Raw genomic sequence first — 12,447 nt, forward strand, 5'->3', positions numbered from 1 at the left:
TCGCCGTCCGCCCTACCGAGGCGTCCCGGCGGGCCGGAACAGACCGGTTCACGCCCGGTCGGTGCCGGCGACCGGGGACGTCACGTGCCGTGTCCCCGCCGCGGAGCCGGTGGCCAGCGGCCGGGTGAGGTCCCGGCCGGCGGTCTCCCGGGCGAGGGCGACGGTGATGGTGCTGACCACCGCGGCCAGGCAGAGGTAGAGCGCGACGGGGACGGCGGAGCCGTACTCCTTGAGGAGTTGCACCGCGATGATCGGTGCCAGCGCGCCGGCGACGATGGAGGCGAGCTGGGAGCCCACCGAGGCACCGGAGTACCGGACCTTGGTGTCGAACAGCTCGGAGATGAAAGCGGCCTGCGGCCCGTACATGGCTCCGTGCAGCAGCAGCCCGGCCGTCACGGACAGCGTGATCATGGGGAACGACCGGGAGTCGAGCAGGGCGAAGAAGGCGAACGCCCACAGCGCCATCCCGGCCGAGCCGAACAGGGTGACCGGTTTGCGCCCGACGCGGTCGGAGAGCGCGCCCCACAGCGGGATGGTGACGAAGTGGACGGCCGAGGCGATCAGGACGGCGTTCAGCGCGGTGCTCTTGGGCAGGTGCAGATGGGTGGTGACGTAGACCAGGAGGAAGGAGGTGAGGACGTAGTACGAGATGTTCTCGCCGAACCGGGTGCCGACGGCGGTGAGGACCTCCTTCCAGCTACGGCGGAACACCTCGACCACCGGGGGCTTCTCCTTGACGCCGCGGACGGCCTCGGCCCGCGCTGCGGCCTGGGCGGCCAGGAAGACGGGGGACTCCGAGACGGACACGCGGATCCACAGGCCGATCACGACCAGCACGCCGGAGAGCAGGAACGGGACGCGCCAGCCCCAGGCGAGGAAGGCCGCGTCCGACTGGACGGCGGCGAGCAGGGCGAGGACACCGGTGGCCAGGAGGTTGCCGCCCGGAGCACCCGCCTGGGGCCACGCGGCCCAGAAGCCGCGCCGCGCGTCGCCGCCGTGCTCGGAGACGATGAGCACGGCCCCGCCCCATTCGCCGCCCAGCGCGAAGCCCTGGACGAGGCGGAGCACGGTCAGCAGCACCGGCGCGCCCACGCCGAGCGTGTCGTAGGTGGGCAGCAGGCCCATGGCGAAGGTCGCCGTGCCCATCATGAGCAGGCTGATCACCAGCAGTTTCTTCCGGCCGAGCCGGTCGCCGAAGTGGCCGAACACCACGCCGCCCAGGGGCCTGGCGGCGAAGCCGATCGCGTAGGTGACGAAGGCGAGCAGCGTTCCCACGAGCGGGTCGCCGGTGGGGAAGAACAGGGTGTTGAACACCAGCGCGGCGGCTGAGCCGTAGAGGAAGAAGTCGTACCACTCGATGGTGGTGCCGATCAGGCTCGCGCCGACGATACGGGCGATCCCGCCGGAGCCGCCGGTGGCGGCGGGCCCGGTGGCCGGGGTGTCGGTCATGTGTCACCAGTTTTCGTGGACGGGACGGGGAGAAGTGCACCGGGTTCCCGGGCGGCGGGGGTCAGTTCGCTCCCCAGCCGCCGTCCAGGGGCAGGGAGGCTCCGGTGATGGAGCGGCTGTGCGGTCCGCACAGCCACAGGGCCGCGGCGGCGACCTCCTCGGCCTCCAGGAGCCGTTTGACCGGGACGCGGGCGAGCAGGACCCCGGAGAGGACGTCGCCGGCGCTGATGCCGTGGGCTGCGGCCTGGTCGCGGATCTGCTCCTCGACCAGGGGGGTGCGGACGTAGCCGGGGCTGAGGCAGTTGCTGGTCACGCCGTGTCCGGCGCCCTCGATGGCGGTGACCTTGCTCAAGCCCTCCAGGGCGTGCTTGGCTGCGACGTAGGCCGACTTGTACGCGCTGGCCCGCAGCCCGTGGACGCTGGAGATGTTGACCACGCGGCCCCATCCGGTGGCGTACATGTACGGCAGCACGCGGCGGATCAGCAGGAACGGGGCGGTGACCATCACCTGCTGGATGCGGGTGAAGCGCTCCGGGGGGAACTCGGTGATCGGCGCGACGTGCTGGAGCCCGGCATTGTTGACGAGGATGTCGATCCGGGCGGGCAGTGTGCCGATCACGGCCGGGTCGGCCAGGTCGGCGGTGTGCGCCCGGCCCCCGATCGCCCCGGCGACCGCCTCGGCCTTTTCGGGACTCAGGTCGACCACGTGGACTTCGGCGCCCGCCTGGGCCAGGGCGGTGGCGCACGCCTGGCCGATGCCGCTGCCGCCGCCGGTCACCAGTGCGGTACGGCCGGACAGGTCCACACCGTACGGGGCGGACGCCATCGCCCTGGGCGGGGAAGGAAACTCGCTCGTCATGGCCGGGAACAGTAGGGTCGCCGCCCCGCCTCTCCTATGGACGCAACCACCACAACGGGCCGTTGAACAGTGGTGGGCTCCGCCATAGGCGTGCCGGAGGAGGAAGGACCGTTCGCCCGGTGGCACGCCGGTCGGGCCCGTGGGCCGTTTCCGCCGGGCCGCAGCCCGTCATCGCCCCAGCGGGCAGCTGGTCAGGAGGGTGACCGGGCCGGCCGTGGGCGGGCGGGGGATGGTGCGGCCGGCCGGCGGACGGTGGCCGTGGGCGAGCCACTCCTCCAGGGCGGCGAAGGCCGAGCGGCGGCAGGGGACGAGCGGCCGTAGCCGACCGGGGAAGGCGTCCACCAGGGCGTCGGTGTGGGTTCCGCCCTCGACGCGGTAGTAGCGGTCCAGGCCGCCGCGGCCCGTCGCGCGCACCAGGCGGGCGTAGACGTCGGAGTTCCGGCTGATGGGCAGCAGTACGTCCAGGGTGCCCTGCACGGTGATCAGCGGCCTGGCGATGCGGCCGGTCAGGGCGATCCGCTCCCCGGCACGGCGGACGTCGGCGGGGCGGGAGGCGTAGGAGTGGTCCGCGTCGCAGGCCGGGGTTCCTGACGTGCAGTACGGCGTGCCCGCCTCCGCGGGGCCGTCGAAGACAGGGTCGATCTCCTCGCGGTAGATGCGCTGGGTGAGGTCCCAGTACGCCTGGTGGTGGGGCCACAGGAATTCCGACCCGGCCGGGAAGCCCGCGCGGTGCAGTGCCGTCCGGGCCCGGCGGGCACCCGGGCCACCAGCGCGTAGGCCGGGTAGTGGCGCGGCGCGGGCGGCAGGAACGTGAGCAGGTTCGGCCCGACGGCACGCCACAGCGTGCCTTCCCAGCCCACCCCGCCGTCGTACAGCTCCGGGTGGTTCTCCAGCTGCCAACGTACGAGGTAGCCGCCGTTGGACATCCCGCTCGCCAGCGTGCGGACGGGCGGGCGGAGGTAGCGCTGGGCGACCACGGCGCGGGCCGCGCAGGTGAGCTGGGTCAGGCGCGTGTTCCACCCGGCGATGGCCCGGTCGTTGGCGTACTGCTCACGGTTGCCGGGCGTACCGCCACGACCAGGCCGCCGTTCCAGCGGTCGGGCAGTCGGATGACGAACTGGGCGTCGTGGTGCCGGCCGTGGTTGGAGTTGGTGGTGGAGTCGTCCGGGAAGTAGCCGTCGATCTGGATACCGGGCACGCCGCTGGGGACCGCTACGGAAGGCGCGGCCACAGCCGCCGTCGGCGCGAGAGCCAGAGCGGTGAGGGCAAGAGCGGTGAGCGACAGAGGGGTGAGGGCCAGAGCGGACAGGGTGGTGCGCCGTCGCGGGCGCGTGGTCACAGCGCGGTGCGGGACCATGCGTACCTCCGGGGTGGGGGCGGTAACGGAGCGGAGGGTAGGCGGCTCGGGTACCGGACCGACATGGGTGTCTTCGCCACGGCGACGGTCTGCGCGCAGGCGTTTGCCACCATGCCGGATCACTGGATCAGCAACGGCCCCGCAGGCTGCGTACCCGCGGCTCGCGGAGCACCCCCGGCGCGATCACCCATGGCGGAGTGCCTCGAAGTGTGGCTGGGGCCCATGGTGAGCGGGGCCGGCCGTTCCTAGGGTCGGTGCCGAGTTGATCGAGCAGGCAGTCGGCTGCCCGGGCACCGGTCGGCCGGCGCCCGTTGCGAAGGGAACTCCCGGCCGCCCGCCCGATGGTCAGGGCCGACGCCTCCGGTGGAGAGGGAACGTATGGGTCTGGACAAGACGGTCGCGGACACGGCCGAGGCGGTGGCGGACATCCCTGACGGGGCGTCACTGGCCGTCGGCGGCTTCGGGCTGTGCGGCATACCGAGCGCACTGATCGGCGCGCTCCTGCGCCGGGACGTCGCCGGGCTGCGGATCGTGTCCAACAACTGCGGCGTGGACGACCGGGGACTGGGGCTGCTCCTGCGGGCGGGCCGTATCGCCCGGATGACCAGCTCGTACGTGGGGGAGAACCAGGAGTTCGCGCGGCGGTACCTCGGCGGGGAACTGGAGGTGGAGCTGGTGCCGCAGGGCACCCTCGCCGAACGGCTGCGCGCCGGCGGCACGGGCATCCCCGCCTTCTACACCCCGGCCGGGACCGGGACCCGGGTCGGCGACGGCGGGCTGCCCTGGCGGTACGGGCCGGACGGGAGCGTCGCGCTGGCCTCCCCGCCCAAGGAGAGCCGGGTGTTCGGGGGCCGTGAGTACCTGCTGGAGGAGGGCATCACCACCGACTTCGCGCTGGTACGGGCGGCCGTCGGCGACCGCTACGGCAACCTGGTCTTCCGTTCCTCCGCCCGGAACTTCAACCCGCCGGCGGCGATGGCCGGCCGTGTCACGGTGGCGGAGGTCGAGCACCTGGCCGAGCCCGGCGAGCTGGATCCGGACGAGGTACACCTGCCCGGCGTGTTCGTCCAGCGTGTGGTCCGGGTGCCACCCGATGATCCCGCGGCCGAGCGGCGCGTCGAACGCCGCACGGTGCGTACCGAGCACGAGGGCGGTGCCTGACATGGCCCGCACTCGCGCGCAGATGGCCGCCCGGGCCGCCCGGGAACTGGCCGACGGCACCTACGTCAACCTCGGCATCGGCCTGCCCACCCTCATCCCAGGCCACCTGCCGCCCGGCGTCGAGGTGGTCCTCCAGTCGGAGAACGGCATCCTCGGTGTGGGTCCCTACCCGAGCGAGGACGAGGTCGACAGCGACCTGATCAACGCGGGCAAGGAGACGGTGACGGCGCTGCCGGGCGCCTCGTTCTTCGACTCCGCGCTGTCCTTCGGCATGATCCGTGGCGGTCACATCGACGCCGCCGTGCTCGGTGCGATGCAGGTGTCCGCGTCCGGTGACCTCGCCAACTGGGTGGTCCCCGGCAAGATGGTCAAGGGCATGGGCGGTGCCATGGACCTGGTGCACGGCGCCCGGCGGGTCATCGTCCTCATGGAGCACACCGCCAAGGACGGCAGCCCCAAGCTCGTGGCGGAATGCACCCTGCCGCTCACCGGCCGCGGCGCGGTCCACCGCGTCATCACCGATCTGGCTGTCCTCGACATCACGCCCGAGGGCTTCCGCTTGGCGGAACTGGCGCCCGGTGTGACGGTCGAAGAGGTCCGGGCCGCCACGGCAGCCGAACTGACCGTGCCCGACCGGCTCACGGCGCCGCTTCCCGGGTGAACCGGCCGTGTGTCGCGGCCGATCCGGCCACTGGCCTATTAGCAGGTATCGCGCCGTGGGCGCAACCCTTCCGGGTGCCCCCGGCGCCGGCCGCACTGTGGTGCCCGTTGCCATGTTCCGGTCACCTTGTCGTCTCCTACGGTTCCGGACACCCGGGCCACTGCCGCTGCACGTACGGCAACGGGACCAGGAGCAACGCACGTCGTCAAGGGAGCCGCCATGCCGTCACATCCGATCCACACGAACCCTCCGGCGCCGCGGAGCGGACCGCCGTCCCGCGCCGCCCGTCCGGCGCTGCCCGCGAGCCGCGGCCGCCGCATAAGGGTGTCCTCCCGCCTGCTCGCCGTGGCCGCCCTCCTCGTCGGTGGCCTGCTGGCCGCACCTGCACCGGCCGCCCAGGCCGCCGTCGGCCTGACCCGGGTGAGCAACTTCGGTGCGAACCCGGGCCAGTTGAACATGTACCTCTACCGGCCCTCGGGACTGGCCGCGAACGCGCCCGTGGTCGTCGCGCTGCACGGCTGCACACAGAACGCCCAGACCTACGCCGACCATTCGGGCCTGGTGGAGACCGCCGACCGCGACGGCTTCCTGCTCGTGTTCGCGGAGACCACGTCCACGAACAACCTGAACAAGTGCTTCAACTGGTTCCAGAGCACGGACAACCGGCGGGGCCGGGGCGAGGCCGCCTCGATCCGGCAGATGGCCGCCCACGCGGTCTCCGCGTACGGTGCCGACCCGCGGCGGGTCTACGTCACCGGCCTGTCCGCCGGAGGCGCCATGGCCTCGGTGATGCTCGCCGCCTACCCCGACGCCTTCGCGGCCGGCGCCGTCATCGCCGGGCTGCCGTACGACTGCACCAAGGACACCGGCCCGTTCACCTGCATGAACCCCGGCGTCGACCGCAGCCCCGCGCAGTGGGCCCAGCGCGTGCGCGACGCGTACCCCTCCTACACCGGGCCCCGGCCCCGCGTGGCGATCTGGCACGGTGACAAGGACACCACCGTCGTCCCCCGCAACGCCGGCGAGCTGCGGGACCAGTGGACCGCGGTGCACGGTCTCTCGCAGACCCCCACCCGCACCTCCACCATCGGCCCCGACGGCACCCGGCACGAGGAGTACGCCACCGCGGACGGAACGGTCGCCGTCGAGGTCAACCGGGTCCCCGCCATCGGCCACGGCACACCGGTGGACCCCGGCAACGGCCCCGAGCAGTGCGGCAGCACCGGCGCCCCGTACTTCCACGACTCCATCTGCTCCAGCCACTGGATCGCCGCGTTCTTCGGACTGCGCTGAGCCGGTGACAGCGGAGCCCGGCCCGGCGCCGACGCGGCCGGCGCTCTTGCCGGACGACGGGCCGGCCGGCGCGTTCTTCTCAGGGGGCGGCGCACCGGTGCCGTGGTGCTTCCGGGCATGCCTCAGGCCGCCCGCCGCTTCCGCACGGCGGACAGGGTGCGGCGCTCGACTTCGTCCGTACCACCCCAGATGCCGTGGTTCTGGCCCGTCTCCAGTGCCCAGTCCAGGCACTCCGCGGTGACCGGGCACTGCCGGCACACCGCTTTGGCGTCCGCCTGTTGCTGGGCGGCGGGGCCCGTCACTCCTACGGGGAAGAAGAGTTCCGGGTCCTCCTCAAGGCACGCCGCTCGTTCCCACCACTCCATGTCTGCCTTCCCTCGCCGTGATCGCCAGGAGATCGTTGTCGGTAGCCACAGGCTCCACGAGGGTGCGCGCCGGGCCGTGCCCGCGCGGGGACGGCATGCCGGCCGGCCCGGCGCCGGAGGGGCGGCGGGCTCATGCGGCCGGCTGGTGTGGCGCCCTGTTGTCTGAGACCGCACGTGGGAGCCTGGAGGTCCCGGGTTCCCTGGCGGACGGCGTTCAACCGTCCGATACGGATGGGAGTTCGCATACGGCGAGGGCGCGTTCGTGGAGACTGCCCAGCACCAGGCAACCGTCGTGTTCGCAGACGCTGGTGACCATGCGGTAGTCCGGGCTGCGGCGGCGCAGGTCGTGCACGATGCGGCCGGACGTGTCGAGGGCCAGGACGCCGGTGAGGGGGCCCGGCCGCGGCCGGACGTGCCGGGCCACGCTCCACGCGGCGTGGCGCACCGCCGGTTTCGCGCGGTGCAGGCGTTCCAGACCCGTGGAGCGGGCCCCGGCCAGCGCCACCCAGAACAGGCCGCCCGGGCCGCGCGACATGTTGTCGGGGTAGCCGGGCAGGTCGTCGGCGAGTACGTCATGCTGTCCGGTCCGCGGCCCGGCCAGCCACAGTCTGGTCAGTCGGCGGGAGCCGGTCTCCGCCACGATGACGAAGGATTCGTCCGGCGCCAGCGCGACACCGTTGGCGAACTGGAGTCCGTCCAGTACGACTTCCGGCCTGCCGCCGGGGCGCAGCCGGACCAGGTGACCGGTGCCGGAATGCTCCAGGATGTCGCCCAGCCAGTCCTCCAGCGGGTAGCGGCGGCTGGAGACGCTGAAGTAGACGGTGCCGTCGGCTGCCGCCGTGGCGTTGCTGCAGAAACGCAGCGGGGCGCCGTCGACGGTGTCGGCGAGCGTCCGCACCGTACCGTCGGACGGCTCGACGCGCAGCAGCCCCCGGCGCGCGTCGCACACCAGGACACCGCCGTCGGGCAGCGGCTCCAGCCCGAGCGGCCGGCCACCGGTACGGGCGACCACCTCGGCCCGCGGCGCGCCCGCCGTTCCCCCTGGTACACCGGCCGTTCCGCCGGGCGCGCCTGCTGTGTCCCCCGGGAAGAGGTCCAGGCGGAGCACCCGCCCGTCCTCCACTCCGGTCAGCACCCGCCCGGCCGAGTCCACCACCACGTCCTCGGGGCCCCTCCCGTCCAGCGGCACGGTCCGCAACGGCGGCATGGGGCGGGGGACCCGGTTCGTCTCCTGTGTGTTGGCCATGCCCCCCTGACTACCCGGGCGCGACGGCTCGTACCAGGGCCCGGCAGGCCGGACCGGCCACGCGACGGGCCGGACGGCCGGCCCCGTCCGCGACGCATTGCGGCGTGGGGTCCGGTGCCGCGGGCCGGCCGGTGTACCAGCCCCAGCGCGGCCGGCGAAGAGAAGGGCGGTGTACGGGATCAGCAGTCGCAGCAGCTGCAACCGTCGCAGCAGCAGCAATCACCGCAGCAGTCGCACGCGTCGCAGCAGTCACAGTCCCGGCAGCAGCCCTCGCGCTTCTTGCGCGACCACGGGCCCTCGTACTCCTCGGCGCAGCAGAGCTGACACGTGCAGCAGAGCCCGATGGCGACCGCGCAGCCGGCCAGGAAGCCGCGGGGCTTCTTCGGCGGGTGAGGGGTGAGATGGGGCATCCGGCCACCCCAGCCCCCTGAGTCGCCCGAACCACCCGAGCCGCCCCAGCCCCCGGAGCCACCCGAGCCGCCACCATGGCCCGCCCCCGCACCCCCGGGCGGCACGGGCCCGCCCGTCGCGTACGGATTCTGCGGGCCGTTCAGGTGCTGCGGCGCGTGGGCGTACGGGGCACCGGCCGGCAGCTGTCCGTACGGGGACGCCTGCTGACCGGGTTGGCCCGGCCCGTAACCGTTTCCGTACGGGTTCCCGGTCTGGCCCTCGTACGGCCCGGTCCCGTGTCCCTGGTGGGCGCAGGATGCCGTACCGAAAGCGCGGTCCACCGATCGCCGCAGTTCGTGCACCAGCAGGGTGTGCACCAGCTTGGAGTCGGCGAACTCCACGTCGCGCAGCGCGAGCCGGATGCCGTGCAGCGCGTCGTCGCACAGCCGGCGGGTCTGCGCCATGGAGGCGCCGGTGGCGGTGATCGGGTTCCAGGCGCCCTCGGCGGCATCCGCCGTACGGTCCTCCACCGCGTCGAGGAGGTGGGCCAGCCGCCCGAAGAGCCGGCCGGCCTCGGCCAGTGGCGCGGCGTTGCCGGGCCGGCCGGCCAGCACGGCGGTGTGCGCGAAGGCCGCCGCGGTGGCCGTCTCGGTCGGCTCGGTGATGACCGTCAACGGCGTGCCGGCGCCCGCCAGTTCCTCGATGCCCACCTGCCGGTCGACCGCGTCGACGAGGACGGCCGTGTCGAAACCGAGCGCGGCGCCGGTGCGCGCCCCGGCCCGGTCCCAGCCGGCGGCGACCTTGCGCGCGGCGGCGGCCACCGGGCGGCGGCGCAGCAGCCCGTTCCGGTCGGCGACGTGGTCCCGTATCTTCGCCGAGGCGAGCACCAGCGAGACCGACGCGGCGAGCCGCGCGCCCTCGCCCTTCGCCACCGAGGCGGTGCGCATACCGCGCAGCGGGCAGGGGCCCGCGGTCCGGCGCCGGTCCGCCACCCGGCCGGTCTGGGCGTCCACCAGGACGGAGACGATCAGTCCGTCGTAATTGGTGACCACCCGGGCGAACTGCCCGTGATCGGCGCGCAGGGCGAGGCACAGCCCGCACAGATGGGCCATCCACTCCGCCTTGAGTCCCTGGGACAGGCGGTGGGTACAGGGCCGGACGATTCCGAACACGTGAAAGAAACCCCCGTAAGACATCGATGACGATCGGTCGTGGCTGGAAATCGTATTACCCGGGCGGGATGGGCCGGTGGCGGTGGCGGTGGCGGTGCCGGGGTGGCGCGGGTGGCCACGGGGGTCCGCCGGATCGGCCGGCGGGCGTGCCGGGGCGGGCCGGACGGGGCAAGCACGAGGCACGACGACCGAAGCCGGAGGAACAGCCATGAGGGACGCCGTGACGGCGACGACCGGGCCGGCACCCGCGCGGGCCCGCCCGTCCACGCGCACCGCCCGCGACACCCGTACCCGTACCACGCCCCCCGCTCGGCCGGAGGGGCGATGAAGAGCCGCCGTGCCAGGCCGCGGGCCGGGCTGCCGGTGTCCGACAGCGAGCGGCTGCTGTTCGGCGGCGCCCTGCGCTACGACCTGTCCTTCACACGGCACGAGATGCCGCTGCTGCGGATGGGCCTGTGGGAGATGGCCCGGCAGTTTCCCGCCATGATGCGTGCGGTGGCCAGGGCCGCCTGGCGCGAGGACCGCGCCGCGCTGCTGGCACTGCTCGCCGCGGAGGTGGGCCAGGGTGTCCTGCGCGCCTTCACGCTGGTGGCCACCAACCAGGTGCTCGTAGCGCTGTTCGCGGCCGGGCCCACCCCCGAGCGGCTGCGCCAGGCGTTGCCCGCCCTGGCGGCCGTGGCCGCCGTCGCGATGCTCTCGTCGCTCCTGTCGGCGGTGTCCACCGCGGCCTCCGGGCAGCTGGAACCGAAGATCGAGCGGGTCTGTACGGCCCGCTACTACCGGGGCGTGATCCGTGTCGAACTCGCCGCCCTGGAGGACCAGCGGGTCCACCGGGCCCTGGACGCGGGCCGGTTCGGCACCGATTCGATCCGTATGATGCTCAGCTCCTCCATCCTCGTCCTCAACGCGCTGATCGGTCTGATGACCGCCGCCGGAGTGCTGCTCCTGCTGCACCCGCTGCTGGTCCTGATGCTGGTCCTGGTCGCCGCGCCCAACGGGTGGGGCGCCGTGCTCTCGGCCCGCCGCCAGTACGAGTCCCGGCACACCTGGATCGAGCACCGCCGCGCCATCTCCGTCATCACCCAGAAACTCACCGACCAGGCGTGCGCCGCCGAGATCCGGGTGCACGGCGCCGGGCGCCTGCTGGTGGACGCGTACGCGGACATGTCCCGGACGATGGAGCGGGAGCAGCAGCGGCTGGCCCGCGCCGAGGCCGCCACCCGGACCGTCGCCTCGGCGGGCTCCGGCCTGGCGGCGCTGGGCGCCTACGGCGTGCTGTGGCTGCTGCTGGTCGGCGGCGGCATGCCGCTGGCCGTGGCCGGTACCGCCGTGATCGCCGTACGGACTTCCAGCGCCGGCCTGATGTCGCTGGTCATGCAGTTCAACCGCCTCTACGAGGAGACGATGTACCTCAAGGACTGGGAGGACGCCTGCGGCCTCGCCGAACGGCACGCTATCCCCGGCGGCGGCACCGCGCTGACCGGGCCGCTGGAGGACGTCCGCCTGGAGAAGGTCACCTTCACCTACCCCGGCGCCACCTCGCCCGCCCTGGACCAGGTGGACATGACCATCCCGCGCGGCACGGTCGTGGCGCTGGTCGGTGCGAACGGCTCGGGCAAGTCCACGCTGGCCAAGCTGGTCGCCGGGCTGTACCTGCCCAGCGACGGCCGGCTGCTGTGGAACGGCACCGACACCCGCGACGCCGACCGCGAAACCGTCTTCGGACAAGTGGCGCTGCTGGCCCAGGACTTCCCGCACTGGCCCATGACGGCCCGCGCCAACATCCACATCGGCCGCAGCGACCAGCGGCTCGACCAGTGGCGTATCGAGCGGGCCGCGAACGGCGCGGACGCCACGGACGTGATCACCGCGCTGCCGCACGGCTGGGACAGCCTGGTCGTCAAGGGCTTCGAACGCGGCACCGAGCTATCCGGCGGGCAGTGGCAGCGCCTCGGCGGCGCCCGCGCCCGCTACCGCGACGCGGCGCTGCTGGTCGTGGACGAGCCGACGTCCGCGCTCGACCCCAGGGCCGAGATCGAGACGTTCCAGGCCCTGCGGGCCCTCACCGGCCAGGGCACCACCGTCCTGCTGATCACCCACCGGCTCGCCGCCACCGCGAGCGCCGACCTCATCTACGTCCTCGACGCCGGCCGCCTCATCGAACAGGGCAGCCACTCCGAACTCATGGCCCTCGACGACGGCCACTACCGCGCGCTGTACGAGATCCAGGCCGCACAGTACGAGACCGCCGCCTCCGACGGCTCGACGGCGCGCGGCTCCGCCAAAGGGGAAGGAGTTCCACTGGCTGCGGACTAGTAGTGCTTCGTTAGGTTCTGGTCTTGGTCAGTGGGCGGCCGCAGGTGGTGCAGGTTCCGGTCCAGCACCGCAGGAGGTCCTGTAGGGCGTCGAGGACCTGGTAGAGGGTGAGGCCGGTGTGTGGGCTTTTGGGTCCAGGCGCCGGAGGGTGAGGAAGGCCTGGGCGGCGGTGACCAGG

General features: G+C 73.3%; 8 protein-coding genes and 2 pseudogenes. 4 read left to right on the top strand and 6 right to left on the bottom strand.

Annotation, left to right across the window (positions count from 1 at the left end; genetic code table 11):
* Positions 1-48: 48 nt before the first annotated feature.
* The 3 genes and pseudogenes from ACH4FX_RS30970 to ACH4FX_RS30980 all read right to left on the bottom strand — a co-directional run bounded on the left by ACH4FX_RS30970 (position 49) and on the right by ACH4FX_RS30980 (position 3,785).
* Positions 49-1,449, bottom strand: coding sequence for an MFS transporter (locus ACH4FX_RS30970; RefSeq protein ID WP_398484509.1), 1,401 nt, complete (start codon positions 1,447-1,449; stop codon positions 49-51).
* Between the two features lie 61 nt (positions 1,450-1,510).
* Positions 1,511-2,308, bottom strand: a complete 798-nt coding sequence (locus ACH4FX_RS30975) for a 3-hydroxybutyrate dehydrogenase (RefSeq protein WP_398484511.1) — start codon at positions 2,306-2,308, stop codon at positions 1,511-1,513.
* Between the two features lie 168 nt (positions 2,309-2,476).
* Positions 2,477-3,785: pseudogene (locus ACH4FX_RS30980) on the bottom strand (3-hydroxybutyrate oligomer hydrolase family protein).
* 258 nt (positions 3,786-4,043) lie between these two features.
* Here ACH4FX_RS30980 and ACH4FX_RS30985 point away from each other — a divergent pair.
* The 3 genes and pseudogenes from ACH4FX_RS30985 to ACH4FX_RS30995 form a co-directional block, all read left to right on the top strand.
* On the top strand, positions 4,044-4,826 hold the full coding sequence (locus ACH4FX_RS30985; protein WP_398484513.1) for a CoA transferase subunit A: 783 nt from the start codon (positions 4,044-4,046) through the stop codon (positions 4,824-4,826).
* A 1-nt stretch (position 4,827) separates the two neighbouring features.
* The gene (locus tag ACH4FX_RS30990; protein WP_398484515.1) at positions 4,828-5,487 is read left to right on the top strand and encodes a 3-oxoacid CoA-transferase subunit B; all 660 of its coding nucleotides are present in this window, start codon (positions 4,828-4,830) and stop codon (positions 5,485-5,487) included.
* Positions 5,488-5,706: 219 nt separating this feature from the next.
* A pseudogene (locus ACH4FX_RS30995) lies at positions 5,707-6,774 on the top strand (alpha/beta hydrolase family esterase); the annotation flags it as partial.
* Positions 6,775-6,902: 128 nt separating this feature from the next.
* On the opposite strand, the gene ACH4FX_RS31000 reads toward ACH4FX_RS30995, so the two are convergent.
* The 3 genes from ACH4FX_RS31000 to ACH4FX_RS31010 form a co-directional block, all read right to left on the bottom strand.
* Positions 6,903-7,145: a WhiB family transcriptional regulator gene (locus ACH4FX_RS31000; RefSeq protein WP_398484517.1), complete on the bottom strand. Its 243-nt coding sequence runs from the start codon at positions 7,143-7,145 to the stop codon at positions 6,903-6,905.
* 214 nt (positions 7,146-7,359) lie between these two features.
* Entirely contained in the window at positions 7,360-8,391 is a 1,032-nt protein-coding gene (locus ACH4FX_RS31005; RefSeq protein WP_398484518.1) for an SMP-30/gluconolactonase/LRE family protein, read from the bottom strand.
* A 179-nt stretch (positions 8,392-8,570) separates the two neighbouring features.
* On the bottom strand, positions 8,571-9,953 hold the full coding sequence (locus tag ACH4FX_RS31010) for a DUF5685 family protein (protein ID WP_398484520.1): 1,383 nt from the start codon (positions 9,951-9,953) through the stop codon (positions 8,571-8,573).
* A 324-nt stretch (positions 9,954-10,277) separates the two neighbouring features.
* On the opposite strand from ACH4FX_RS31010, the gene ACH4FX_RS31015 reads away from it, so the two are divergent.
* Positions 10,278-12,269, top strand: a complete 1,992-nt coding sequence (locus ACH4FX_RS31015; RefSeq protein WP_398484522.1) for an ABC transporter ATP-binding protein — start codon at positions 10,278-10,280, stop codon at positions 12,267-12,269.
* Positions 12,270-12,447 lie beyond the last annotated feature (178 nt).

Source organism: Streptomyces sp. NPDC018019 (assembly GCF_044327805.1).
Classification (GTDB): domain Bacteria; phylum Actinomycetota; class Actinomycetes; order Streptomycetales; family Streptomycetaceae; genus Streptomyces.